The sequence below is a fragment of the Maritimibacter sp. UBA3975 genome (genome assembly GCF_002384975.1).
In the GTDB taxonomy this organism is placed as follows: domain Bacteria; phylum Pseudomonadota; class Alphaproteobacteria; order Rhodobacterales; family Rhodobacteraceae; genus Maritimibacter.
Genome location: NZ_DGCP01000002.1, coordinates 406585 through 429773 on the forward strand (window position 1 = coordinate 406585; position 23189 = coordinate 429773).

The 23189-nt window shown below is 63.2% G+C and carries 26 protein-coding genes and 1 tRNA gene; 6 read left to right on the forward strand and 21 right to left on the reverse strand.

The window, feature by feature from the left end; all coding sequences use genetic code 11:
• The 7 genes from B2585_RS02245 to B2585_RS02275 all read right to left on the reverse strand — a co-directional run bounded on the left by B2585_RS02245 (nucleotide 1) and on the right by B2585_RS02275 (nucleotide 7510).
• Nucleotides 1–1476 carry a mannitol dehydrogenase family protein gene (locus B2585_RS02245; RefSeq protein ID WP_292019527.1) on the reverse strand — a complete coding sequence of 492 codons (1476 nt, stop codon included), beginning with the start codon at nucleotides 1474–1476 and terminating at the stop codon, nucleotides 1–3.
• Nucleotides 1476–2249, reverse strand: coding sequence for an L-iditol 2-dehydrogenase (locus tag B2585_RS02250; protein ID WP_292019529.1), 774 nt, complete (start codon nucleotides 2247–2249; stop codon nucleotides 1476–1478). The genes B2585_RS02245 and B2585_RS02250 overlap by 1 nt, the downstream gene beginning before the upstream one ends.
• The gene (locus B2585_RS02255; RefSeq protein WP_292019531.1) at nucleotides 2246–3250 is read right to left on the reverse strand and encodes an ABC transporter ATP-binding protein; all 1005 of its coding nucleotides are present in this window, start codon (nucleotides 3248–3250) and stop codon (nucleotides 2246–2248) included. Before B2585_RS02255 ends, B2585_RS02250 begins: the two co-directional genes overlap by 4 nt.
• Before the next feature lie 9 nt (nucleotides 3251–3259).
• Complete coding sequence (locus tag B2585_RS02260) at nucleotides 3260–4090, reverse strand: carbohydrate ABC transporter permease (RefSeq protein ID WP_292019532.1); 831 nt, start codon at nucleotides 4088–4090, stop codon at nucleotides 3260–3262.
• A gap of 12 nt (nucleotides 4091–4102) precedes the next feature.
• A complete protein-coding gene (locus B2585_RS02265) occupies nucleotides 4103–4975 on the reverse strand; it encodes a carbohydrate ABC transporter permease (RefSeq protein WP_292019534.1) in 873 nt (290 codons plus the stop codon).
• A gap of 128 nt (nucleotides 4976–5103) precedes the next feature.
• Nucleotides 5104–6426, reverse strand: coding sequence for an ABC transporter substrate-binding protein (locus tag B2585_RS02270; protein WP_292019539.1), 1323 nt, complete (start codon nucleotides 6424–6426; stop codon nucleotides 5104–5106).
• Between the two features lie 136 nt (nucleotides 6427–6562).
• Complete coding sequence (locus B2585_RS02275; protein WP_292019541.1) at nucleotides 6563–7510, reverse strand: sugar-binding transcriptional regulator; 948 nt, start codon at nucleotides 7508–7510, stop codon at nucleotides 6563–6565.
• 119 nt (nucleotides 7511–7629) lie between these two features.
• Between B2585_RS02275 and B2585_RS02280 the strand changes: the two genes are divergently transcribed.
• A complete protein-coding gene (locus B2585_RS02280; protein WP_292019543.1) occupies nucleotides 7630–8115 on the forward strand; it encodes an invasion associated locus B family protein in 486 nt (161 codons plus the stop codon).
• Here the strand turns inward: B2585_RS02280 and B2585_RS02285 are convergent.
• Nucleotides 8100–8942, reverse strand: a complete 843-nt coding sequence (locus B2585_RS02285; RefSeq protein WP_292019545.1) for an alpha/beta fold hydrolase — start codon at nucleotides 8940–8942, stop codon at nucleotides 8100–8102. The genes B2585_RS02280 and B2585_RS02285 overlap by 16 nt on opposite strands.
• On the opposite strand from B2585_RS02285, the gene B2585_RS02290 reads away from it, so the two are divergent.
• From B2585_RS02290 to B2585_RS02300, 3 genes are read left to right on the forward strand one after another with little or no spacing between them, the layout of a single operon-like run.
• The gene (locus tag B2585_RS02290; RefSeq protein WP_292019546.1) at nucleotides 8931–9101 is read left to right on the forward strand and encodes a hypothetical protein; all 171 of its coding nucleotides are present in this window, start codon (nucleotides 8931–8933) and stop codon (nucleotides 9099–9101) included. The two genes, B2585_RS02285 and B2585_RS02290, sit on opposite strands and share 12 nt — an antisense overlap.
• Nucleotides 9098–10186: a ShlB/FhaC/HecB family hemolysin secretion/activation protein gene (locus tag B2585_RS02295; RefSeq protein WP_292019549.1), complete on the forward strand. Its 1089-nt coding sequence runs from the start codon at nucleotides 9098–9100 to the stop codon at nucleotides 10184–10186. Before B2585_RS02290 ends, B2585_RS02295 begins: the two co-directional genes overlap by 4 nt.
• A 49-nt stretch (nucleotides 10187–10235) precedes the next feature.
• On the forward strand, nucleotides 10236–10829 hold the full coding sequence (locus tag B2585_RS02300; RefSeq protein WP_292019551.1) for an invasion associated locus B family protein: 594 nt from the start codon (nucleotides 10236–10238) through the stop codon (nucleotides 10827–10829).
• Nucleotides 10830–10942: 113 nt separating this feature from the next.
• On the opposite strand, the gene B2585_RS02305 is transcribed toward B2585_RS02300, so the two are convergent.
• The 7 genes from B2585_RS02305 to napE form a co-directional block, all read right to left on the reverse strand.
• A complete protein-coding gene (locus B2585_RS02305) occupies nucleotides 10943–11113 on the reverse strand; it encodes a twin-arginine translocase TatA/TatE family subunit (RefSeq protein WP_292019553.1) in 171 nt (56 codons plus the stop codon).
• Nucleotides 11114–11229: 116 nt separating this feature from the next.
• Complete coding sequence (locus tag B2585_RS02310) at nucleotides 11230–11895, reverse strand: NapC/NirT family cytochrome c (protein ID WP_292019562.1); 666 nt, start codon at nucleotides 11893–11895, stop codon at nucleotides 11230–11232.
• Nucleotides 11896–11901: 6 nt separating this feature from the next.
• The gene (locus B2585_RS02315; protein ID WP_292019564.1) at nucleotides 11902–12363 is read right to left on the reverse strand and encodes a nitrate reductase cytochrome c-type subunit; all 462 of its coding nucleotides are present in this window, start codon (nucleotides 12361–12363) and stop codon (nucleotides 11902–11904) included.
• 2 nt (nucleotides 12364–12365) lie between these two features.
• Nucleotides 12366–14861, reverse strand: coding sequence for a nitrate reductase catalytic subunit NapA (napA, locus tag B2585_RS02320; protein ID WP_292019565.1), 2496 nt, complete (start codon nucleotides 14859–14861; stop codon nucleotides 12366–12368).
• A 28-nt stretch (nucleotides 14862–14889) separates the two neighbouring features.
• Nucleotides 14890–15150, reverse strand: coding sequence for a chaperone NapD (locus B2585_RS02325; protein WP_292019568.1), 261 nt, complete (start codon nucleotides 15148–15150; stop codon nucleotides 14890–14892).
• A complete protein-coding gene (locus B2585_RS02330; RefSeq protein ID WP_292019570.1) occupies nucleotides 15143–15613 on the reverse strand; it encodes a ferredoxin-type protein NapF in 471 nt (156 codons plus the stop codon). Before B2585_RS02330 ends, B2585_RS02325 begins: the two co-directional genes overlap by 8 nt.
• Nucleotides 15614–15642: 29 nt before the next feature.
• The gene (napE, locus tag B2585_RS02335; RefSeq protein ID WP_292019572.1) at nucleotides 15643–15816 is read right to left on the reverse strand and encodes a periplasmic nitrate reductase, NapE protein; all 174 of its coding nucleotides are present in this window, start codon (nucleotides 15814–15816) and stop codon (nucleotides 15643–15645) included.
• A gap of 196 nt (nucleotides 15817–16012) precedes the next feature.
• Between napE and B2585_RS02340 the strand changes: the two genes are divergently transcribed.
• Nucleotides 16013–16600, forward strand: coding sequence for a Crp/Fnr family transcriptional regulator (locus tag B2585_RS02340; protein WP_292019574.1), 588 nt, complete (start codon nucleotides 16013–16015; stop codon nucleotides 16598–16600).
• Nucleotides 16601–16785: 185 nt separating this feature from the next.
• Here the strand turns inward: B2585_RS02340 and B2585_RS02345 are convergent.
• The 4 genes from B2585_RS02345 to B2585_RS02360 form a co-directional block, all read right to left on the reverse strand.
• Nucleotides 16786–16862 (reverse strand) — tRNA-Pro (locus tag B2585_RS02345).
• A gap of 45 nt (nucleotides 16863–16907) precedes the next feature.
• Nucleotides 16908–17864 carry a DMT family transporter gene (locus B2585_RS02350; RefSeq protein WP_292019576.1) on the reverse strand — a complete coding sequence of 319 codons (957 nt, stop codon included), beginning with the start codon at nucleotides 17862–17864 and terminating at the stop codon, nucleotides 16908–16910.
• Nucleotides 17865–18128: 264 nt separating this feature from the next.
• Nucleotides 18129–19232, reverse strand: coding sequence for a 3-isopropylmalate dehydrogenase (leuB, locus tag B2585_RS02355; protein ID WP_292019578.1), 1104 nt, complete (start codon nucleotides 19230–19232; stop codon nucleotides 18129–18131).
• A gap of 59 nt (nucleotides 19233–19291) precedes the next feature.
• Nucleotides 19292–20185 (reverse strand): LysR family transcriptional regulator, encoded by an 894-nt coding sequence (locus B2585_RS02360; RefSeq protein ID WP_292019580.1) that lies wholly within the window; start codon nucleotides 20183–20185, stop codon nucleotides 19292–19294.
• Nucleotides 20186–20273: 88 nt separating this feature from the next.
• On the opposite strand from B2585_RS02360, the gene B2585_RS02365 reads away from it, so the two are divergent.
• Nucleotides 20274–21167, forward strand: coding sequence for an NAD-dependent epimerase/dehydratase family protein (locus B2585_RS02365; RefSeq protein WP_292019582.1), 894 nt, complete (start codon nucleotides 20274–20276; stop codon nucleotides 21165–21167).
• Here B2585_RS02365 and B2585_RS02370 read toward each other — a convergent pair.
• The gene (locus B2585_RS02370; protein ID WP_292019584.1) at nucleotides 21164–22243 is read right to left on the reverse strand and encodes an endonuclease/exonuclease/phosphatase family protein; all 1080 of its coding nucleotides are present in this window, start codon (nucleotides 22241–22243) and stop codon (nucleotides 21164–21166) included. The genes B2585_RS02365 and B2585_RS02370 overlap by 4 nt on opposite strands.
• Entirely contained in the window at nucleotides 22240–23079 is an 840-nt protein-coding gene (locus B2585_RS02375; protein WP_292019586.1) for a hypothetical protein, read from the reverse strand. The genes B2585_RS02370 and B2585_RS02375 overlap by 4 nt, the downstream gene beginning before the upstream one ends.
• Nucleotides 23080–23189: the final 110 nt, after the last annotated feature.

Consider the following 23189-nt stretch of genomic DNA (forward strand, 5'->3'; position numbering starts at 1 on the left):
TCAGCTTTCGGCAAGGTAGGATTCGAGCGTGGCGACGGTTCCCTCGGACCATAGCATGCCGAGCCAACGACCAAAGGCCGCGATGAACGTTGGATCGCGGCCAACCGCGCCATAAATGTTTTCCTGAGTGAGCCAAACCTCGGGACACTCCCGTGCAGCCCGCGCGACAGGCACCAGCGCGTCCCAGTTCGGGTCGTTTGGCGCGATGATCGCACCCGCTTCATCCTCGCCTGCGCAGTAGCGACACCAAAGCGCGCTTTCCAGCGCGAGCCCTTCGACCGATCCGCCCGAGGCCAGGGCATCGCGAAGGACCGGCACGATGAATTTCGGCTGCCGGTTCGATCCGTCCAGGCATAGCCGGCGTACAGTGTCGCCGATCTTGGGGTTCGAGAACCGCGATTCGATCAAGTCGAAATAGGCTCTGACATCAGTATCCGGCACCGGGGGAACGGTCGGGATGACCTCGGTCTCGGTGAGCTTGCGCAGAAAAGCCCGGATCACAGGATGCTCCATCGCTTCGTGAACATAGTGGATGCCTAGAAGACCCGCCGGATAGGCGATCGTCGCATGCCCGCCGTTCAAGACGCGCAGCTTCATCAGCTCGAAAGGCGAGACATCTTCAACGAACTGCACACCCACCTTCTCGAACGCAGGGCGTCCGAGTGGAAAGTTGTCCTCCAACACCCACTGGGTGAAGCCCTCACAGAAGACCGGCCAGCTGTCCTCGACACCAAAGTCATTGCGCAGGATTTCACGTTCCCGGTCGGTGGTGGCAGGCGTAATGCGGTCCACCATCCCGTTCGGGAAGGCCACGTTTTCCCCGATCCAAGCGGCGAAGCCGGGATCGGATAGCGCGGCAAGGCCGGTGAGAGCGTTACGCGTCACGACGCCGTTATGGGGAATGTTGTCACAGGACATCACTGTGAACGGGTCCAGCCCCGCCGAACGTCGCGCACGCAGACCGGCAAGGATCATGCCGAACACCGTCTTCGGGCCGTCTGGCATTTCGGCGTCGGCGAGGATCGCAGGATGGCCCGGATCAAACCGATCCTGCGAGTCGAGGAAATAACCGCCCTCGGTGATCGTCAACGACACAATCCGGATGTCAGCGCACGCGAGGCAGGCGATGATCGCCTCCGCATTCGCGGGTTCCACATAATCGATCATCGAGCCCAGAACGCGCGCCTCGCTGCGGTCGGCCTCCTGCTCGACCAGCGTGGTCAACCAATCCTGCTCGGCCAGAACGTCGCGCCCCTTGCGCTCGCCCTCGAACACGCCGGCGCCGATAAGCGCCCAGTCCCGGCTCTCGCCGGATGAAAAGAGCCGGTCCAGATACTCTGCTTGGTGCGCCCGGTGGAAGTTCCCGACTCCGAAATGCACGATCCCGGCTGACAGGTCGGAGCGTTCATAGCCCGGGCGCGCGACGGCGGCAGGCAGGGATTCGAGGGTATCGAGGGATAGTCTTATCGGCGCCATCAGCTCATCCAGTTCCCGCCGTCGACATTGTATGTCTGTGCGACGATGTAGTCGGCCTCATCGGAGGCGAGGAAGATCGCCATCCCGGTCAGGTCTTCGGCTTGGCCCATACGACCAAAAGGTACGGCCTCACCGACCTCGCGCCTTTTCTGGCCGCGCGGCTTGTTTTCGTACTTCGCGAAGAAGGCATCCACGCCGTCCCAATGCTCTCCCTCCACCACACCCGGAGCGATGGCGTTCACATTGATTCCATGCGCGATCAGGTTCAGTCCGGCAGATTGGGTGAGCGAGATGACAGCGGCTTTTGACGCGCAATAGACACTGACAAGCGCCTCACCCCGGCGCCCCGCTTGCGACGCCATGTTGATGATCTTTCCGCCTTTGCCGCGTTCGATCATGTGCTTCGCGACCGCCTGCATCGTGAACAGTGTGCCGCTCACGTTGATTGCCATGACGCGCTCGAAATCTTCTCTCTCGATCTCGGCGATGGGAGCGGCGGAAAAGACCGCAGCGTTGTTTATGAGAATGTCAATGTCACCAGCGTTAGAAACTGTTTCGGCGACAGCAGCGTCAATCGACCCCTGGTCCGTAACATCCATCTCGACTGCAAATGCCGCGCCGCCAATTTCCCCGGCAGCCTCCTTCGCACGAGCGAAGTCGATGTCCGCGAGCGCCACGCGCGCACCTTCACGGACGTAAGCACCGGCGAACGCCAGCCCAATGCCGCGAGCCGACCCGGTGATCAATGCCGTCTTTCCGTCCAGCCGTTTCATGCGATGCGCAGACCCGCCGCGTCGAACCTATGGACCTTCGTCATGTCGGGGGTGAGAAAAACGGTATCGCCGTGCCGCACGCTGAACTCGCCGCCGACGCGAACCGTCATCGTCTCGGCAAGGCCGGTCTCCGTGACGTGCAGGAACGTGTCGGAGCCGAGGTGTTCAGACACCATGACGGTTCCCTTCCATTCCCCTTCGGTGGAGGACGCCGCCAGATGCTCGGGCCGAATGCCGATCGTCTTGGCGTCGTGCTTGGCCGCTTCCGCCCCTTCGATCAGGTTCATCTTGGGCGAGCCGATGAAGCTCGCGACAAAGGTGTTGCGCGGGGCGGTGTAAAGCTCCAGCGGGCTACCCACCTGCTCGATCACGCCTTTCCGGAGCACGACGATCTTGTCGGCCATCGTCATGGCTTCGACCTGATCGTGCGTGACGTAGATCATCGTCGTCTTGAGCCGCTCGTGCAGTTCGGAGATCTCCAGGCGCATCCCGACGCGCAGAGCGGCGTCGAGGTTGGAGAGCGGCTCGTCAAACAGGAACGCGGCCGGTTCACGGACGATGGCCCGCCCGATGGCGACCCGTTGACGCTGACCACCGGATAGCTGGCCGGGGCGCCGGTCGAGGTAGTCGGTCAGGTTCAGCACCCGCGCGGCATCCTCGATCTTGCGCTTCTGTTCAGCTTCGGAGATGCCCGCCATCTTCATCGGAAAGGCGATGTTCTTGCGCACGGACATGTGCGGATACAGCGCGTAGGACTGGAACACCATCGCAAGGCCGCGTTTGGCCGGGGGCAAGTGCGTCGCCGGTTGTTTGTCGATGCGGATTTCGCCAGATGTCACATCTTCGAGGCCCGCAATCAGCCGTAATAGGGTCGATTTTCCGCAGCCAGACGGCCCGACGAAAACGACGAATTCACCGTCGTCAATGGTCAGGTCCAGCGGCGGGATCACCTCCACGTCGCCGAACGCCTTGGTCACTTTATCCAGCGTGATGCGTCCCATGGTCTTTCCTTATTTCACCGCGCCGAAGGTCAGGCCCCGGACGAGTTGTTTCTGGCTGAACCAGCCCATGATGAGGATCGGCGCGATGGCCATGATCGAGGCCGCCGAAAGTTTCGCGTAGAACAGGCCCTCGGGCGACGAGTAACTGGCGATGAACGCGGTCAACGGCGCGGCCTTGGCGGCAGTCAGCGTGAGCGTCCAGAAAGCCTCGTTCCAGGCGAGGATGATGTTCAGAAGGAGGGTAGAGGCGATGCCCGGCACGGCCATGGGCAGGAGGACATAGATCACCTCGTTGCGCAGCGAGGCCCCGTCCATGCGCGCCGCTTCGAGGATTTCGCCCGGAATTTCGCGGAAGTATGTGTAGAGCATCCAGATGATGATCGGCAGGTTGATCATCATGAGGATGAAGACCAGCGCGATGCGGGTGTCGAGAACGCCGAGCTTCTGACAGATCAGGTAGATGGGGAGCAGAACGCCGACCGGTGGAAGCATCTTGGTCGACAGCATCCACATCAGCACATCCTTGGTCCGCCGTCCGGGGACAAAGGCCATTGCCCAGGCGCTGGGCACGGCGATGAGGAGGCCGAGGACCGTGGAGCCCACCGAAATGATGACCGAATTCCAGAAATGGCGGAAGTAGTTGGAGCGTTCCTGAACCGTTGCATAGCTCTCGAACGTCCATTGCGACGTGAGCACTTCGAGCGGCCGCTTGATCGCGTCGCCCTCCGAATGAAAGCTCAGGATCGCGATCCAGAGGATCGGGAAGAAGATCAGGAGCCCGATGATCCAGGCGATCAGCGTGTTGAGTGCCTTGCGTTGCGTGGTGACTGCGCGTGCCATGGGTCCCCCTCCTCAGGCGTCGAGGTTCTTGCCGATCATCCGCATCAGGAAGATCGCAACGATATTGGCGAGGATGATGGCGACGACGCCACCGGCGGAGCCCGCGCCCACGTCGAAACTAAGCAGGCTTTCCTTGTAGATCAGGAAGGTCAGGTTCGTGGATGCGTTGCCCGGCCCGCCGTTCGTGGTGACGAAGATCTCCGCGAAGACGGACAGGAGGAAGATGGTCTGAATCAGGATCACGACGGTTATGGAGCGCGCGAGGTGCGGCAGGGTGATGTAGAAGAACCGGCTGAAAGCGCCCGCGCCGTCCATCTCGGCCGCTTCGAGCTGCTCGCTGTCGAGAGACTGGATCGCCGTGAGCAGGATAAGCGTCGCGAACGGGAGCCATTGCCAACTCACGATCCCGATGATCGAGGCAAGCGGGGCCTGACTGAGGAAGTCGAAAGGTTCCAGACCGACGCTCTTGAAAAGGTAACCGAACAGACCGTTGACCGGGTTCATGAACATGTTCTTCCACACAAGCGCCGAAACGGTCGGCATGACGAAGAACGGGGCGATAACCAGGACCCGCACGATTCCCTGTCCCCACATTTCAAGGTTCAGGAGCAGGGCGAGGAGGACACCGCCCACGACCGTGATGACCAGCACGCCGCCGACCAGCAGCAGCGTGTTGATGAGCGATGTCTTAAACGCGGGATTCGTCAGGAAGAACTCGTAATTCTCGAATCCGACAAAGGGTGTCGGCCCCGGCATCAGAAGATTGTAGCGCAGCAACGAAAAGTAGATCGTCAGCCCTAAGGGTATCAGCATCCAGCCAAGCAGCAGGATGACCGAAGGTGAGATCATGGCCCGTGCGGCCGTGCGTGAAGCTTTCGTCGCCATGTGGCTGGTTCCCGATCCTGTGTGTCCCGACAGGGTTGAAGGAATGACCCGGAACGCGTGGCCGGGTGATTGCTATAGACCTGATTGGAGAGTGTGGGCCGGCCCGAAGGCCGACCCGGGAGGAGGGTTTACTCGATGTAGCCCGCGCGCTTCATCTCACGCTCGGTGAGGGCCTGCGCTTGTGTGAGCGCGTCTTCGGCCGAGGTCTGGCCGGCGAGCGCAGACGAGAAGGTCTGACCCACAGCGGTCCCGATGGACTGGAACTCGGGGATCGCGACGAACTGAACGCCGGTGTAGGGAACCTCGTCGACCGTCGGGTTCGTCGGGTCGGCCGCGTTGATCGACTGAAGCGTCATCTCGGCGAACGGCACCTTCTGGTACTCCGGGTTTTCGTAGAGCGAGGTGCGGGTGCCCGGCGGAACATTGGCCCAGCCTTCGTTTTCTGCCACCAGCGCGGTGTATTCCTTGGACGTCGCCCAAGCGATGAATTCCTTGGCCGCATCAGGGGAGTCAGATCCGGCGGGAACGGCCAGCGACCATGCCCAGAGCCAGTTGCCGCGCTTGCCCAGACCGTTATCGGGGGCGAGCGCGAAACCCACCTTGTCCGCAACAGTCGAGTCCTCGGGGTTGGTCACAAAGGACGCGGCGACGGTGGCGTCGATCCACATGCCGCACTTGCCCTGCTGGAACAGCGCGAGGTTCTCGTTAAAGCCGTTCGACGATGCGCCCGGCGGGCCGTAGTTGTTCATCAGGTCGAGATAGGTGGTCAGTGTCGCTTCCCACTCCGGCGTATCGAATTGCGGGTTCCAGTCCATGTCGAACCAGCGCGCGCCGAACGAGTTACCCATGGCCGACAAGAACGCCATGTTCTCGCCCCAGCCGGCCTTGCCGCGCAGGCAGATGCCGTAAACCTCGTTGCTCTTGTCGGTCATTGCCGCTGCCGCTTCCGCGATGAAGTCCCAGGTCGGGGCTTCGGGCATTTCCATGCCGGCTGCTTCCATCAGGTCGGTGCGGTACATGACCATCGAGCTTTCGCCGTAGAACGGCGCGGCGTAGAGCTCGCCATCGACGGTCAGGCCGCCGCGGATGGCGGGGAGGAGGTCGTCCACGTCATACTCGGCCGGCAGGTCATTGAGTGATACGAGCCAGTCCTGCGCGCCCCAGATCGGAACTTCATAGGTGCCGATGGTCATAACGTCGAACTGGCCGCCATTGGTGGCGATGTCCTGTGTCACACGCTGACGCAGCACGTTCTCTTCCAGCGTGACCCATTCCAGCTCTATGCCAGTTTCCTCGGTGAAGTTGTCGGCGAGGCCCTGCATCCGGATCATGTCGCCATTGTTCACGGTGGCGATGGTCAGGGTGGTGTTTTCGTGGCTCGCAGCGGTCGCGGCAAACGCCGTGGCCGTAAGTGCGGTAGCACCCAAAAGGGCGCGGATCGTCGTGTTCATTATGTCCTCCCAAAAGTGGTGAGCAATTGCCAAGCTCAAGGGCAATTATTCATTTTCGCCTGACTCACGTCAACGCAATTCATCTCTGCACCGCAGCAATCGCGGGCAGCCTGTTGATTCCATTCGCTATATTGAGTCAGGAAGATTCTGTTAGCGCTATCGCGGTTTCTTCGTCCGTGATCAGGCCATTCACAAGTCGTCCTTCGACGGCGGCCCGAATCGCTGGGATCTTGTCGCGGCCATAGGCACAGGCGATGGTCGGCTCCGTCGGGCCGGGCAGGACCGGGGCGGAACTTACACGCTCGTTCACCGTGTCCTCGATCAGTCGCCCGTGCGCATCGAACACCCAGCCGATCACTTCGCCCACCGCGCCCTTCCCGATCAACCGTTCCTGATCGGTGACCGAGATGAACCCGTCGAGTGCAAGCGGCGCGGGATCGGCGATGGTCCCGACCCCGATGAAACGCACATCGGTCCTTTGTGTCAGCTCCCGCGCGGTTTCCAGCGTCTTCTGCCCGATCAGCGCGGCCCGTTCTTCCGCCGTGGCCGAGATCACCGGCATGGTCATCGGATAGGTCGTGGCGGTAACCTTGTCCGCGATGGTGAAGAGCACGTTGTAATGAGCGGTCGACCCGTCCGGCGCGATGTTCCCGGTCAGCGACACGATCCGGTGCTGGGCACAGTCGAGGTGCGGCAGGTGCTCGACGGCGGCTCTCAGCGTCCGCCCGGTGCCAAGCCCGATGACGACGGGTTCGACCGACAGCAACCAACGCTCAATCATGTCACCCGTCGCCGTCGCGACGGCCGCGCCGCTTTCACGCGCGCCACCCAGAGACGGAACCACCTCGCAGATGTCGAGGCCATAGACCTCGCGCAGGCGGCTTGCGATCCCCATGCACCGCGCAATGGGGTGGTCGATGCGCACCTTCACCAGCCCCGCTGCATGAGCCTGCGAAAGGAGGCGTTGTGCGGATTGGCGGGAAATGCCCATGATCCGCGCGATCTCGTCCTGTTTCTTGCCGCCCACATGCGACAGCCAGGCCGCGCGTGCGGCGTCGTCCAGTTTCCGGTCGATCGAGTTCATGTCCCTCCCCCGATTTGCGGCACCAATCGTCGCGATGTTTGGCGCATTTGACAAGGCAAGGCGCGGAATTCACTCCGCTTGCGATTGACAGGGCGGGCTGGCCCCGCCCTTCATGCCACATGGTGAACCGGTCACTCATACTTGCGATCATTGTGCTTCTTGCCCTGCCGGTCCGGGCGCAAGCCGCCGATGAAACTTATCGGGACTGGTCCATGGTGCGCGGTGCGGCGGGCTGCCTCGCCATGATCTCCGTAGGCTTGCGGGACGCCGGGTCCGGCCTCTTGAGTGTCGCGCTCCTGCCGCAGGACGATCCCGAGCATCCGGCCATCATGACCGCGCGGGTGCCTTTGGGTGCTGCCCTGTCCCAGCCGCTGACCTACACCCATCCGCGAGGGGAAGAAGCCATCGGCCTCACATGGCAAAGCTGCACTGACCGCACCTGCCTCGCCTCCGCCCCCATCGGGGCGGAAGAGGTCGAGCGACTCAAACGCGGCACCAGTGTTTTCTTCGGATTCCGGCCCCTGCCGGAGGTCCGCCCGCTCATCGTCCCGGTCTCGCTTTTCGGCGTGACGCGGGCTTGGACGGCCGCTCAGGCCTGCGACTGATCGAAGATGTGGCGGAGCCGTTCCAGCACAACGCGTGGCTCCTTGTAGAACAGGAGCTGACCGGAAGCTTCTAGCACGGTGACCCGCGCCCGCTCGCCCAGCCGTCCGGCGAATGCGCGCACCGACTCCACGGTCACCACGCTGTCATGGGCCCCGTGGAACAGGTGGACCGGGGCCTGCGACGCTTCGACGAGATGGCTCCAATCCCGCACGACCTGTTGGCTGTCGATCTCGAACGCCTGATGCCCCTGGCGCACCGAGAATTGGTATCCGTCAAGGATAAGCCACCGGATCTCGGGGTCCTGCGTCACAGCGAAGTCCACCGGAGCGTTTTCATAAAGCGAGGTCATGAACCGCTTGTCTCCGCCGTTCTTGAGCTGGTGAATACCTGCCCGCAGGACATAGGGCAGCATGTTCGGGGCATGGAGCGCGGTGAAGGCGACGAGCCGTTGGCGTCGCGTCATGGCGCTGATCTGCTGTCGTGACGTGATCGGCACGCCGCCTGAGACGCAGACCACGGCACGGGGGTCGCACACCGCAGCGGCGGCGAAGGCATAGACCGACCCGGCCATGTGACCGACGAGCACCGGATCGGACACGCCAAGTTGCCCGCAGATCTGCTTCAGATCCCCGGCAAACCGCTGCGGCGCGTCGCTGAAGTCGCCCGGATCAGGGTCAGACTGGCCGAAGCTGGGCCGGTGCGGGCAAATGAAGCGCAGGTTGTGCCCGGAAAGGAGCTCCTGGCTTTTGCGGGTGAGCGCCGTGCCGTCCAGCATCCCATGCAGGAAGATCACCGGATCGCCATCCTCCGGTCCGTGAAGTTCCACGTCCAGCCGCCGGGTGCCGACCCGCGCGGTGACGATCCGCCCTTCTGGTCCAAGCGACGCATCACGTTGAAGGTCATGTCGCTCTGCAAGCCGCCGCACGTTGTTGAGAAGCGCAGTGAGCTCGACCTGCGCAGGGCGAGTTGGCAGATGACCGTGTGATCGATCCACGCGTCGCCAGGCTACAGGCGACGGACGGCCTGCCTCTGGCCTACGACTATGTCCCGTCCGCCGAGAACACCGTCGATGTCGTGGTGAACGTGCCCGACATCCAGCGCCATGTGACAAGCGTGACGCTCGACAACTACGGCTCTGCGGCGTTCGGGCGTCCGCAACTCGGCGTGTCGCACACGATCAACGGGCTCACCGGCTGGAACGACCCGCTCACCGTCGCGGCGCTCCTTCGGCAAGGGTCGCTCACGGGATCCGTGGACTACTCCCGCGTGGTCCTGCCCAACGGCGGGAAGGTGTCTCTGATCCTGCTTGGCACCAACTCCGCCTCGATCACTGCGCCCCGCGTCACCGGGCGCAGCCGCTCGGCGACCGCAGGCTTCACCCTGCCGGTCATCGCCGAAGCAAACCGCGGCCTCTCGCTTTCCGCCACCGGCACCTACAACTGGGAACGCACCGCTCTTCTCGGGGTCCAGACGCTCAACCAATGGGGCCCGCAGGGCAGCCTCGGTGCCTCGGGGTATATCAACGGCGACGGCTGGAGCCTTTCGGCAGGCGGGCAGATCACGGCCGGCAGCTATTCCGACGCTGTCTTCGCCACGACCGGGAACACCTATGTCTCGGTCTCCGGCTCCGCGCTCTTCGCATTGTCTCTGGGCGAGCACATCTTCAGTTCGGTCTCGCTTTCCGGTCAGGCCGCGCTCGTCGGGACCATGCCCACATGGAACACCTTCAGCGTCACAGCGCCGGGGGCCGTCCGGGGCTATCCGACCAACCTCTCGGTCGGGGACAGCGGCTATGTCGCCCGCTTCCAGATCGAGAAATCCGCCCCCTTCGCCCTCGGCGCTGGCATCGGCATCCGCCCCTTCGTCTTCGGCGACATCGGGCAGGCCTTCGACAGCACGCGCGCACCGCTCGGGCTGGCCAGTTCCGTGGGCGTCGGCACCAGCTTCACGCGGGGCAACAACGTCTTCGGTGACATCTTCGTCGCCAAACCGATCACGACGGGCATCGTCGGCTGGGCCACGCCCAGCGCGGCCCCGATGATCGGCGGTTCCATTTCGGTGACGTTCTGAGGAATGCGCCGGGTGATTGTGTAACTTCAGGATGCGGGAGATCCGGCGCATGACTTTTCGACTGACCAAACTGGCCGCCATTTCGGCGCTGTGTACCCTGCCGGCCTTCGGTTTCGCGCAGGACGAGACGACCGAGGCCGAAACCGAAGCAACCGAGAGCGAAAGCTCCCCGGCCCCGGTGCGGATTGCCAACGGTCAGCGCTTCGGCGCCTGGACCGTGACGTGTGAGGCGGTGGCCGTGGGTGAAACTGCCTGCGTCCTGTCCCAGCGCCTCGTCCGCTCCTCCGACAACGCTTTCCTGGCCGAGGTTCTGGCCTTCTGGTCCGGCGATGGCGAACAGAGTTTCCTCGCCGCACGCGTGCCGAACGGGGTCTATTTCCCCTCTGGCTTCGCGTTCAAGCCCGAGGACAGCGACGAGCGTGCGGAATTCGTCTGGCAGTCCTGCTCGGCGGATCTGTGTGAAGCGCTCTTGTCCGAGGATCTGGAAGCGCTCCGGGCCTATGCCGAGGCCGAAGGCGGCGTCGTCGCCGGCTACCGCCCCGGCCTGCGCAGCGAACCGCTGATCTTCCGTCTGGACCTGACCGGCATCGGCGACGGGCTCGAGGCGCTCAAGGCCGCGACGATCACGAACGCCGCCGACTGACTTTCGCGATTGCCCTGTCGCCGGGGCTGCGGCGAGGGGCAGGAGGTGGAGCGGAGGAACCAGTAAACGCCGCCGGGCACACCGGCGGCGTTCGGCAGTTACCGGGTGAGAGTTCAGACTGCCGCGTTCTCGTCCTTGTCGTCTTTGGTTTCGATCCCCTTGCGGAATGAGGTGATGCCTTGTCCGACCTCCCCCATAATCGACGACAACTTTCCGCGTCCGAAGAGCACGATCACGACCATCGCAATGATCGCGAGGCCGGGAAGACCGATGTTGTTGAGCATATCGGTTTCCTTTCGTCCCAACCCGTTCGGGCGGCCCGGACGGGTAGGACACAATCTAAGGAACCGCAGCTTGCGAAGTATTGTGATTTCGCAATGAACCGGGCGATTGGTGGCCGCTATTGTATCTGCGTTTGCTCAAGATAGGCTTCGACCTGTTCCGAGCCGTCCCCGGGCAACTGGGGCGGCGACAGCAGCACCCGAGCCTGTTCTTGGGACATGTTCGGGAGCGTGTGCGCGATCCCTTTGTGGCAATCGATGCAGGTCGCCTCGCCAGAGCCGACCATCCGCTCGTGCTGCTCGGCTGCGCGCGGGCTTTGGCGCGAAAAATCCATCGCGGTGAAACTATGACAGTTTCGGCATTCGAGGCTGTCGTTCGCTTCGAAACGCGCCCATTCGCGACGCGCCATTTCGAGCCGGTGTTCCTCGAACTTCTCGCGCGTGCTGATGGTGCCGAAAATCTTGCCGTAGACCTCTTTCGACGCGGCGATTTTTCGGGCGATCTTGTTCGTCCATTCGTGGGGAACGTGGCAGTCTGAACACTTGGCCCGCACGCCCGAGGCATTGGTAAAATGCACCGTTTGCTGGAGATCAGCGTAAAGATTCGCTTCCATTTCGTGGCAGCTGATGCAGAAGGCCTCGGTATTCGTCGCTTCGAGGGCTGTATTGAAGCCACCCCAGAAAACGATGCCCCCGATGAACCCGCCAAGCGTCAGGAAACCCAGCGAGTAATGGGTGCTTGGGCGGCGCATGACCTGCCAGAGCGTTTTGATGAAATTGCGCATGGGCCGTCACTCGCTTTCCTGGCTCATGCCGATGAGCGTGTCGATGTCGATAAAGGTATTCGCCACCAGCGGCGCGTCTTCGGTCTGGCTCACATGGCACTGGGTGCAGAAGTAGCGGCGCGGCGAAACCTGGGCCAGGACCTGTTGGTGACGGTCGATATAGTGCGTGACAGACACCATGGGCGCCTGACTTTGCCCGGTCGCAGCGCGTTCATGGCAGGACAGGCACTTGTTGAAATTCGCGCTAAGCTCATAGCCCTCGATGTCGTGGGGAATGACCGGAGGCTGTTCGGGATAATTGCGCACTTCGCGGATGTCGGTGTCGATCGCCGGGCGCATGGGCGGCGGCGTTTCGTCCTCGGTCGGTGGCGTCGGGCGCAGGGTCGAGATCGTCGACTGCTGCGCGACCGCGACCCCGGTGGCGAGCACGCAAGCGAGCGCTGTGATTTGAAGTGTTGTGCGTGACATTCTCATACCGCTGCCTCCACCTTGCAGGCGCACTTCTTGAAGTCCGTCTGTTTCGAAATCGGGTCGGTCGCATCCAGTGTCAGCTTGTTGATGAGCTGGTTTGCATCGAACCAGGGCACGAAGATCAATCCGCGCGGCACCTTGTTTCGCCCGCGCGTTTCGACACGGGTCAGCATGTCGCCCCGCCGGGAACTCAGCTTGACCTCGCTTCCCCTGTGCACGCCCAACTCGGCCGCGTCTTCGGGGTGCATGTAGACCATCGCGTTGGGATAGGCTTGATGTAGCTCCGGCACCCTGTCGGTCATCGATCCCGAATGCCAGTGTTCCAACACCCGCCCCGTGACCAGCCAGAATGGAAATTCGTCATCCGGGCTTTCCGCCGGCGGCTCATAGGGCAGCGCGAAGATGTTGGCGCGTCCATCGGGCTTGCCGTAGAATTCGACCCCGGCGCCCGGCGTCACATAGGGGTCATACCCTTCGCGATACCGCCATTTGGTTTCCTTGCCATCGACCACCGGCCAACGCAGACCGCGCACCTGATGATAGGTATCGAAATCGGCAAGGTCATGACCGTGATCGCGTCCGAACCGCGCGTATTCCTCGAAAAGCCCCTTCTGGATGTAAAAGCCGAAGTCGGTGCTCTCGTGGTTCGGATGCTCTTCAGTTTCGGACAGCTCGAAGGCGTCGACGTTGCCGTTGGCGAACAGCACGTCGAACAGCGTCTTGCCGCGATATTCGGGGGCGGCGTCGAGGATCTCGGTCGGCCAGACCTCGTCCGTCGTGAACCGCTTGGAAAACTCGACGACCTGCCACATGTCCGACTTGGCCTCACCCGGCGCATCGACCAACTGATGCCAGAACTGCGTGCGGCGCTCGGCGTTGCCATAGGCCCCCTCTTTCTCGACCCACATCGCGGTGGGCAGGACCAGATCGGCGGCCTGGGCGGTCACGGTCGGATAGGCATCGGAGACCACGATGAAATTGTCGGGGTTGCGATAGCCGGGATAGGTTTCCTCCAAGAGGTTCGGAGCCGCTTGAAGGTTGTTGTTCACCTGAATCCAATAGGCGTTGATTTCGCCGTCCTTGAGCTTGCGGTTCTGGAGCACAGCATGTGCGCCGACCCAGCCGGGCACCGTGCCCTCGGGCAGTTTCCAGATGTCTTCGGCCACCTTGCGATGTTCCGGGTTCGCGACGACCAGATCGGCGGGAAGCCGGTGCGCGAAAGTGCCCACCTCGCGCGCCGTGCCACAGGCGGACGGCTGCCCAGTCAGCGAGAACGGCGAGTTGCCCGGCTCCGCGATCTTCCCGGTCAGAAGGTGCAGGTTGTAGATCATGTTGTTCACCCAGACGCCCCGGGTGTGCTGGTTCACGCCCATTGTCCAAAGCGACATGACCTTCTTGTTCGGGTCAGCATAGATCTCGGCCAAGGCCTCGATCCGGCTGGCTGGCACGCCGGACAGTTCCTCAGCGTATTCGAAAGTGTAGGGTTCCAGGAACGTTTCGAAATCCTCGAAGCTCATGTCCTCGAACCCGCCTGCCTTGTCCGGGTTGGCCGCCGCCTGTTCCAACGGGTGTTCGGGGCGCAGGCCGTATCCGATGTCCGCGTTACCACGCTTGAAGTTCACATGGGCGTCGACGAAATCCCAGTTCACGCGATCGGTCTTGATGATATGGCGCGCGATTGCGTTGAGCAGCGCAAGGTCGGACTGAGGGGTGAACGTCATGTCCATATCGGCCAGATCGTAGCACCGGTTGCGATAGGTCGAGAGGACGACGACCTCGGTTTCGGGGGCCGACAGCCGCCGGTCGGTCAGCCGCGTCCAGAGGATCGGGTGCATCTCGGCCATGTTCGCCCCCCACAGGACGAAGGCATCGGCATGTTCGAAATCGTCGTAGCACCCCATCGGCTCATCAATCCCGAAGGTGCGGATGAACCCGGCGACGGCCGAGGCCATGCAATGGCGCGCATTGGGGTCGATGTTGTTCGACCGGAAGCCGGCCTTGTAGAGCTTGGAGGCCGCGTAACCCTCCCACACCGTCCACTGGCCGGAGCCGAACATGCCCACCGCTTCCGGCCCCTTGGCGGCGAGGGTTTCCTTGAACTTTTCGGCCATCACATCGAAAGCCTCGTCCCAGCTCACTTCCTCGAAGTCGCCGGTCTTGTCGTAGACCCCGTTCCGCTTGCGCAGGAGCGGCTTGGTAAGCCGGTCCGCGCCATACATGATCTTGGACAGGAAATATCCCTTAACGCAGTTCAGTCCACGGTTCACTTCGGCCTCGGCATCGCCATGCGTCGCGACCACCCGATCATTGCGGGTGGCGACCATGACCGAGCAGCCTGTGCCGCAGAACCGGCACGGCGCCTTGGACCACGTCAATTCAGTCTCGTCGCGCGCGGTCGGGATGTTCTGGCCCAGCGCCGGGCCCGTGATCCCCGCGGCGGCACTGGCGGCTGCGATCGCCTTGGCCTTCAACGCATCTCGTCTTGTCATCGTCATGGCAAATCTCCTGGCTTACTGGCTGGGGTCACAAAGGGCGCACAAGCTCATCCGGCTCGTCGACATGGTGGAAAACGAGGGTCGCTGCGAGAACGCCGGGCAAGAGCTGTATCCGGGTCAGGGCGTCATTGAGCGTCCGCCGACCCTCGGCTTCGAGCGTGACAACCAACTTGCCTTCGGGCGTGGTGGCGTGAACTTCACAGCCCTCGGCTTCCAACCGTTTCGCGACGCTTTCGATGTTCTCGGGCTTTGCATGTACAAGCAGACTGGACAGGTGGTGCTCAGGCATCGGCGACCTCCAATTCAACTATGCTGATCGCGCCCGCCGGGCAGGATGAAACGCACCCTCCGCATCCGGTGCAGGCGTCGGTGTCGACGCGCATCTCAGCACGCCCTCCCAGCATCGGACGGGCGCGCAGCGCGTCCACGTCGCATTCATCTTCGCAGGCCCGGCACGCGATTCCCTGCGGTTCGAAGCACGCGCTGTCTATGACTGCGACCGCTTGCCAGGGCGGATCCCGTTCGAGGTCGAAGACAGGCTCCGGGCATGCCTCGGCGCAAGCGCGACAGAAGGTGCAGGCCGTGGAAAAATCGATCACCGGATGCCCGCCACGCCCCGCGGACAGAATGCCCTCAGGGCAGGCGTCGATACATGCGCCGCACCCTGTGCAGTTGTCCTGTATCGTCGCAGCGTCGGTCCACGGCATGACCTCGCGGTCATCCTGGCCACCCAGAAGGGCGCGCCGCGACATTCGAGAGGCACGATGGGCACCCATCGTCCTCAACTCCCCGGCGGACCGAACAGAAGTTGTTCCATCCAGACGACGAAGCCGAAGCCGCCCACGAAAATCACCGCGAGGATGGGAAAGAGGACCAGGGCGAGGAACAGGAAGGCCACCGTTTCTTGGCCGCGCGAAGATGTTTCCCTTTGCTCAGAGGTATTTGGATTGTTCATTGGACCTCCCGCTTCGGATGAATGCTCAGGGGAGTTTTCCACATCTGCCGGTTGATTTTTTGATGTGCGTCAGTTTTCCTGCACTCGGGAGAGGGGTTTTCACATCGCGCTTTCGCTGACCGCGAGACGTTTGAAAGGACGCGCCATGAAGAGAACCGGGTCTTCTGGAATATGCGAGGTTTGCCCGCTCCAAGGTATGATCGCGCCCCCGACCGGCGCCTCGTTCGGCGCGCCCGCTGTTACTGAATTCCACCTTTCCAAGGGAACGATGCGCAGCTGTGAGGATCTCACCACGCATTTCGCGATCGTGCGTTTCGGCGCCTTGAAGGTCGAGTTTCTCAACATTGATGGACACCCCGAGACAGCCGGCTTCCTCTTCCCGGGAGAGCCCCTTGTTTGCTCGGTGAGTGATCAGGACGTCGCAATTACCGCACTCGAAGACACCAGTGTCTGCGATGTGCGGCCAGGCTTGTTGTCCTTGGACGACCCGCAGCGAGCAGAGGCGGTAGAGCTGTTCAGCCAGGCCATTGCGGAACAGGCGGGGCAGGATCAACGCCGGCTGATCCAGGCCCGCAGCGGAGCAGTATCTGATCGCCTGCTGTGGTTCATCAAGGATTTGTCCTCCCGCCAGAAATCCAGGACCGTGACCTTCGCGATGTCTCGAAGCGATATGTCTCACTACCTGAACACCAGCGCCGAAAGCGTGAGCCGAACGCTGACATTCCTTAGAAAGAAGGGCACGATCGAGCGCATCTCGACACGCATGTATCGATTGGCGTCGTGAGCTGTTTCGCCAGTCGGAAGGCGCTCAAGAACTCGGACCGCATCACGACCTTGATGCGCTGTGAGGTGCCTTTCGTGCCTAAAGTGAACGGATCGGGCACACATCCAATCTGAAACGCTGCGGACTTCGTTGCGGCCAGAACCCTGAAAACAAAAAAAAAGACGCCCGAAGGCGCCTTGTTTTCTTGGTCGGAGTGAGAGGATTCGAACCTCCGACCCCTGCCTCCCGAAGACAGTGCTCTACCAGGCTGAGCTACACTCCGACCGTGGCGCGCGGAATAGCCCACGCACTGGGGCTTGGCAAGGGGTTATTCGGCCGGTTCCCGTGTAGTCGAACGGCGCAGGATCGGTGATATGCGGAAGCTCGCCGCAGTGGACCCGCGCGAGCGGGTTCGGATCACCGGCGTCTGCGATTTCGCGCCCAGCCGCGCCTCACGGAATACGATATAGAGCCCGGACAAAATGATGATCCCCGCCCCGATGACCGTGGCACGCTCCAGCGACTCGCCAAAGATGAAATAGCCGAACAGGCTCGCCCAGATGATCTGGGAATACTGCATCGGCGCGACGATGGCCGCGTCCCCGTTCTTGTAGGCCGAGATCAGGACAAGCCCCGCGATGAACCCGAGGGCCGAGATTACGGCCAAGCCCCCAACGTGCTCCACCGGCATCGGTTTATAGACGAAGGCGAGCAGCACGCCCATCAGCACGAAATTCGCGGCCATCGGATAGAGCATGAGAACCACGGGCCGCTCGTCCCGCCCGATCTTGCGCACGATCACGCTTGCGAATGCATTGCACACCGCCGATGTCACCCCGGCGGCATGGCCCAGCGTCAGGTCTGTCGCCCCCGGTTGCAGCACCACCAACACCCCGATCAGGCCCGCGAGGACCGCGCCCAGCCGGTGCAGCCCCACCCGCTCGCCCAGCATCGGGATGGACAGGAGGGTGATGAGCAGGGGCGTGGCAAAGAGCAAGACATAGGTCTGGGCCAGTGGCAGGACCGAAAAGGCATAGAACGCCGAGAACCCGGTGATCGACGCCAGCACTGTGCGGATCGCCGTCCACCACGGATGCACGGGCCGCAGGTTCCCCGATGTCGCGTCCCGCATGAGCATGAAGGTGACCAGCGGGAACGAGAACAGGGTGGAAAAGAAGATAAGCTGGAACGGCGAGTAGCTGCCCCCCAGGAACTTGATGATGACGTCGTGGGTCGCGTAGATGCCGAAGGCCACGAGCGCGTAGAGAGGGCCGGACAGGTTCATGGAGTGCTCCGTGTTGCGGCCATCCCAACCGCGTTTGCCCGAGCTTTGCAAGCGACGGCTGCGGTTTTGCGCCGTGCGGCAGGGCCACGCCAAAGAAATGTGCGCTTGTCGCGCCGAATGACCTTTGACTGAACGAAAACCGCGCACCAGGTGGGGTGCGCGGTTTCTGCGTCTTCGTCCGGAAAGCAAACCGTCCAGCCTGCTTTCCTATTTATTTACAAATGGATACCGGGAAAAACGTCTGTCCCGCGGTAAAGGTCGCCTTCAGAGGCTCGCATCGAGTGCTGCGAGGATCGCGTCGCCCATTTCGGTCGTCGTGACCGGCGTGACGCCCTCTTCGCCCAGCAGATCGGCGGTGCGCTTGCCTTCGGCCAGCACCGTCTCGATCGCGGCCTCGAGCCGGTCCGCCTCGTCGCCCAGATCGAAGGAATAGCGCAGCGCCATCGCGAAGCTCAGGATGCAGGCGATGGGGTTCGCCTTGCCCTGACCCGCGATGTCGGGGGCCGAGCCATGGACCGGCTCATACAGCGCCTTGGGCCGCTCGTTCGCCATCGGCGTGCCAAGCGAGGCGGACGGCAGCATCCCGAGCGACCCGGTCAGCATCGCGGCGACGTCCGACAGCAGATCGCCGAACAGGTTGTCGGTCACGATCACGTCGAACTGCTTGGGCCAGCGGGCCAGCTGCATCCCGCCAGCGTCGGCGTACATGTGCGACAGCTCGACCTCGGGATAATCCTTGGCGACTTCGGTGACGACCTCGCGCCACAGGATGCCGCTCTCCATCACGTTGGCCTTTTCCATCGAGCAGAGCTTCTTGCCACGCTTCATGGCCAGCTCGAACGCGGACCGCGCGACACGGTCGATCTCGCTCTCGGTGTAACGCTGGGTGTTCACCCCCACGCGCTCGTTGCCTTCCTCGAAAATCCCGCGCGGCTCACCGAAGTAGATGCCTGAGGTCAGCTCGCGCACGATCATGATGTCGAGACCCGCGATCACGTCCTTCTTCAGAGACGAGAAATCGGCCAGCGCGTCGAAACACTGGGCCGGGCGCAGGTTCGCGAACAGGTCCATCTCCTTGCGCAGCCGCAACAGGCCACGCTCCGGCTTCACGCTGAAATCCAGATCGTCGTATTTCGGCCCGCCCACGGCACCCAGAAGAACCGCGTCGACCTCCTGCGCCTTTTCCATCGTCTCGTCGGCCAGCGGCGTGCCGTGCTTGTCATAAGCGGCACCGCCCACAAGGTCTTCGGACACGTCGAAGCTCAGGTCACGCTTCTCGCCGTACCAGTCGATGATGCGGCGCACTTCGGCCATGACTTCCGGGCCGATCCCGTCGCCGGGGAGGATGAGGAGGGAGCCAACGCTCATGTCTGTGTCCTTGGGCTGAATGACTGTTGGCGTGGGGGTATACCGCAGGTGCCGGGCGGTCAAGAAACCGCGGTGGCCAGACCTTCGGCCAGTGCATCCCACACCCGCGCGATCCGGGGCGTCCGGCGCATCGCTTCATGCGCGGTGAGCCACACGGGAAGGGCAGGCAGCTCCATGTCCGGCAGCAGCCGCTCCACCTCCGGCGCGTCGCGGGCGGTCGCGATTTGTGCGATCCCGATGCCGCAGCCCGCGCGGATGAGCTGCCAGTTTCCGGCCTGATCGTCCGTGCGGATGGCGAAGAAATCGCGGTCCACCGGCCACCCCATCTGGCGCATCCCGCGCAGCATGAGGTCCGAGCGATCGTATCCCACCCAGTCGTGGTCCAGCGCCTCTTCCACCGTTTCCGGCTGTCCACGCCGGTCGAGATAGCTTTTCGCGGCAAAGATCCCCAGCGGCAGGTCGGTGACATGCCGCGTGACCATGTCGAGCTGATCGGGCCGGTACATCCGCACCGCAATATCGGCCTCGCGAAACAAAAGGTTGTCGCTGCTGTCCGTGGCCACGAGGTCCACCACGATCCCCGGCTCCTCGGCCCGCAACCGTGCGAGGATCGGGGGCAGGACGAAATGCGCCACGATCACGCTCGCCGTGACGCGCACGGTGCCCGTGGGCCGCTCGTCCTGCCCGGCGGCGATAAGGGCGATCTGCCCCGCCGCCGCCTGCATCTCCTGCGCCGCAGGAAGAATGGCCTGTCCGGTCTGGGTGAGGCTCAGCCCCTTGGCGTGCCTCTGGAACAGTTCGACCCCCAGCGCTGCCTCCGCCTCGCGCACCTGCCGGCCGAGCGTCGGCTGGCTCGACCCCAGCGCGCGGGCCGCGGCGGAGAGAGAGCCGGTCTCGGCCACGGCGAGGAAGGCGCGGACCAGGGTCCAGTCGAGGGAGCTGAGATTATCCATTCATTCATGAATATCAGACCTCCGATATTTGGCAATTCCTGTTTCAATTTGAATGGATACCTTGGACCCATCAGAAACGGAGGAATCCATGACCAACACAGTTCTCATTCTTGGCGCGTCGGGAAAAATCGGCAGCCATTCCGCCCGTGCCTTCGCCGCCGCCGGCTGGCAGGTGCGCACGTTTAACCGCAAGACAGACGACATGACGCAGGCCGCGCAGGGCTGCGACGTGATCGTGAACGGGCTGAACCCGCCCAACTACCACGACTGGGCCACGCTCATCCCGCAGATCACCCGTGACGTGATCGCCGCTGCCCGCGCTTCGGGTGCCACCGTGATCGTCCCCGGCAATGTCTATGTCTTCGGTGACACGCCCGGCGCGTGGTCCGAGGATACGCCGCACCGCCCCTGCGCCCGCAAAGGTCAAATCCGGGCAGAAATGGAGAAGGCTTACGCCCTGTCGGGCGTCCCGACGATCATCCTGCGCGCTGGCAACTTCATCGACCCGGTCGCAGGCGACGACATCATGGCGCTCATGGTCCTGAACAAAGTGGCCAAGGGCCGCTTCACCTATGCCGGCTCCGGCGACAAGGTGCAGCCGTGGTGCTATCTCCCCGACTGGGCGCGCGCCGCCGTGGCGCTCGCCGAACGGCGCGGCTCGCTCGCGACATACGAAGACGTGCCGTTTCCGGGCCATGCTCTCACGCTCGACGATCTCAAGGCGCGGGTCGAGGCGATGACGGGGCGCACCTTGCGCGATGCGCGTTTCCCGTGGTTCGTGCTCCGCCTCGCCTCCCCGGTCTGGGAACTTGCCCGAGAGCTCAGAGAAATGCGCTATCTGTGGGAGACGTCTCATACCCTGTCGTCCGACCGGCTCGACACGCTCCTGCCAGACTTCCAGCCCACGCCGTTCGACACCGTGCTGCGTGAAATCCTCCCGGATGCCGAGATGGCCGGCGCGCCTGTTCCTCGGGCTGCCTAAGGCAACGCCACGTCGACCCAGACAAGGCGGTGGTGACTTGCAGTCGCCACCGTCTCTGCCATCGGTTCTCCCGGCGCAGGCCAGTAGACGCCAGAGCCAGTCACCGTCAGCGCGGCGTCCGGCAGGACGTAATCGACCCGGAGGTTGCCGGGCTCGGGGTCGTCGAAATCGCCGGTGTCCAGCGCCGGGTCGCCGCCCTGCGCCGGGTTCGCCCCCGCCACGCCACCGGCGCTGACCGGCTGAGGGTCCTGAAGACGCGGATCAGACAGGATCTGTCGCATCGCCCCATGCCGCCCGTCGCCGTCTACGGGGTCGATATTTGAGATACCCGTCAGAACGAACGGCCCCGCTGGTGGCTCCCACGGCAGGGCACCGTCGAGCAATTTGAGCCAGAACAGAGCCTCATCCGCCCCCCGGGCCCCGTTCAGGTCCTCGGGTCCGTCGAACACGGGCGCGGTCCCGTGCCAGGCGAGAAGGTGGAGCGTCATGCCCTCAACCTCGACAGGTACGTCCCAATGGGCGACCGAAGACAGGCGACGCTGGGCGGCGGCCTCTGCCGAGGGGAAGGGCGCGCCGTCAACCGCCGGGGCCTGTGCGCCCGGCAAGTCGCGCCAGAGAAAATCGGTGAACTCCCGCACCGCGCCGATGGGGTAGCGCGACAGGACCGCCATTCCGCCCTGTCCGGTGAATGTTCCGTATCCAGAGTTATCGCGCGCCTCGGCCACCCGTCCGTTGCCATCGAGGTCGAGACCGGACGGCACGCCGGTGTTTGGCTGCCCAGCGAAGCGATGGGGGTATTCCACCCCGGCCTCCGACAACGCCGCCGCCAGCGCATGGAGTGCGTGACCTTCAAGGTCCCAGTCGAACCCCATGAGGTGGATGACGTCCGGACGCACCTCGGAAATGACCTCCACGACCGCCCGGACCTGAGGATCGTCATCAAGGATATCTGCGAGCAATAGCCCCGGCCCGTCCCGAAACAGGTCGGTGTCGTATGCGGCGATGCGGATGGTCTCGCCGGTCAGCTGGCCGGCGGTCAGGCACAGGGCCGCGGCGAGCGCCCCCGCGCGTCTCACGCGGGTTGGAGCGCCTGTGACTCGGCGCGCGACGAATTGCGGGCGCGCTGTTCGGCGATCAGGGTCGCGACCCGCTGCATCGCGATCCCACGCATGAAAAGCGAAGCAGGCAGGAACGCCCAGGCCGCGATGGTCCAGATCATCGTCTGGTCATTGGTGATCGAGACCGAGCCGAAGACGCCGGAGGCGGCCTTTATGACAGCGGGGGTCAGGAAGGGCAGCAAAAAGCCCAGCGCCACGTTGAACCGGGCGTCACGTTCCAGTCGTTCGATCACGTCGCCGCCCGCCGTCGGGTCGAACATCGGGAGGTTCACCCAGACGTTGAAGCCGCCTTTGCGCTTGGGCCAGCCCGTGACGCGCAGCGAGATGATGAAGACGGCCAGCGACAGGAGCGAGATGAGATAGGCCATGCCGGCGGCCATGCGCAGGGTAATGATCTCCTGCGCCGTCGTGCCCTCGGGGAGCATCAGGACGATGAGCCGGACGGGCGAATAAGGGAAGTCGATGGCGTTCCCGATGAGCGTGCCGATGGCACCGACGAACTCGGTGAACACCGACGGGTCTGTGGTGCCGCGGGCGACCGCCGACAGAAACAGGACGGTCACGAAGAGCGACACGAAGCGAATACGGTTGAACGGCGGCGCTTCGCGGAATTCCACGAGGCCGGGATAGGTCGAGGCGTACTCGAAGGTGGTCAGCGCGAAAGCGAAGATGGCCGCGAGCGCGACGATCTGCACCGTTTCCGCGTGGATACCCGGAATCATCAGGGACGGCGTCAAAATCAGGATCACCGTCAGGCATGCGCGTACGAGCGCGCCGATTACGCGAGAAGTCACTGCTTTTTTCCTTCGTTCTGGCCAGGCGCGATGCGATGCCGCGACCCTTGTCCCAAACCGAAACCGCCATTTGTGGCAGCCTGCCTCATCATTGACATAATCTTGCCCAC

Excerpts from the sequence above, each read along its gene's own strand:
- B2585_RS02245 (WP_292019527.1), bottom strand. The coding sequence starts at position 1,476 with ATGGCGCCGATAAGACTATCCCTCGATACCCTCGAATCCCTGCCTGCC.
- B2585_RS02250 (WP_292019529.1), bottom strand. The coding sequence starts at position 2,249 with ATGAAACGGCTGGACGGAAAGACGGCATTGATCACCGGGTCGGCTCGC.
- B2585_RS02255 (WP_292019531.1), bottom strand. The coding sequence starts at position 3,250 with ATGGGACGCATCACGCTGGATAAAGTGACCAAGGCGTTCGGCGACGTG.
- B2585_RS02260 (WP_292019532.1), bottom strand. The coding sequence starts at position 4,090 with ATGGCACGCGCAGTCACCACGCAACGCAAGGCACTCAACACGCTGATC.
- B2585_RS02265 (WP_292019534.1), bottom strand. The coding sequence starts at position 4,975 with ATGGCGACGAAAGCTTCACGCACGGCCGCACGGGCCATGATCTCACCT.
- B2585_RS02270 (WP_292019539.1), bottom strand. The coding sequence starts at position 6,426 with ATGAACACGACGATCCGCGCCCTTTTGGGTGCTACCGCACTTACGGCC.
- B2585_RS02275 (WP_292019541.1), bottom strand. The coding sequence starts at position 7,510 with ATGAACTCGATCGACCGGAAACTGGACGACGCCGCACGCGCGGCCTGG.
- B2585_RS02280 (WP_292019543.1), top strand. The coding sequence starts at position 7,630 with ATGGTGAACCGGTCACTCATACTTGCGATCATTGTGCTTCTTGCCCTG.
- B2585_RS02300 (WP_292019551.1), top strand. The coding sequence starts at position 10,236 with ATGACTTTTCGACTGACCAAACTGGCCGCCATTTCGGCGCTGTGTACC.
- B2585_RS02305 (WP_292019553.1), bottom strand. The coding sequence starts at position 11,113 with ATGCTCAACAACATCGGTCTTCCCGGCCTCGCGATCATTGCGATGGTC.
- B2585_RS02310 (WP_292019562.1), bottom strand. The coding sequence starts at position 11,895 with ATGCGCAATTTCATCAAAACGCTCTGGCAGGTCATGCGCCGCCCAAGC.
- B2585_RS02315 (WP_292019564.1), bottom strand. The coding sequence starts at position 12,363 with ATGTCACGCACAACACTTCAAATCACAGCGCTCGCTTGCGTGCTCGCC.
- napA (WP_292019565.1), bottom strand. The coding sequence starts at position 14,861 with ATGACGATGACAAGACGAGATGCGTTGAAGGCCAAGGCGATCGCAGCC.
- B2585_RS02325 (WP_292019568.1), bottom strand. The coding sequence starts at position 15,150 with ATGCCTGAGCACCACCTGTCCAGTCTGCTTGTACATGCAAAGCCCGAG.
- B2585_RS02330 (WP_292019570.1), bottom strand. The coding sequence starts at position 15,613 with ATGTCGCGGCGCGCCCTTCTGGGTGGCCAGGATGACCGCGAGGTCATG.
- napE (WP_292019572.1), bottom strand. The coding sequence starts at position 15,816 with ATGAACAATCCAAATACCTCTGAGCAAAGGGAAACATCTTCGCGCGGC.
- B2585_RS02340 (WP_292019574.1), top strand. The coding sequence starts at position 16,013 with ATGATCGCGCCCCCGACCGGCGCCTCGTTCGGCGCGCCCGCTGTTACT.
- B2585_RS02350 (WP_292019576.1), bottom strand. The coding sequence starts at position 17,864 with ATGAACCTGTCCGGCCCTCTCTACGCGCTCGTGGCCTTCGGCATCTAC.
- leuB (WP_292019578.1), bottom strand. The coding sequence starts at position 19,232 with ATGAGCGTTGGCTCCCTCCTCATCCTCCCCGGCGACGGGATCGGCCCG.
- B2585_RS02360 (WP_292019580.1), bottom strand. The coding sequence starts at position 20,185 with ATGGATAATCTCAGCTCCCTCGACTGGACCCTGGTCCGCGCCTTCCTC.
- B2585_RS02365 (WP_292019582.1), top strand. The coding sequence starts at position 20,274 with ATGACCAACACAGTTCTCATTCTTGGCGCGTCGGGAAAAATCGGCAGC.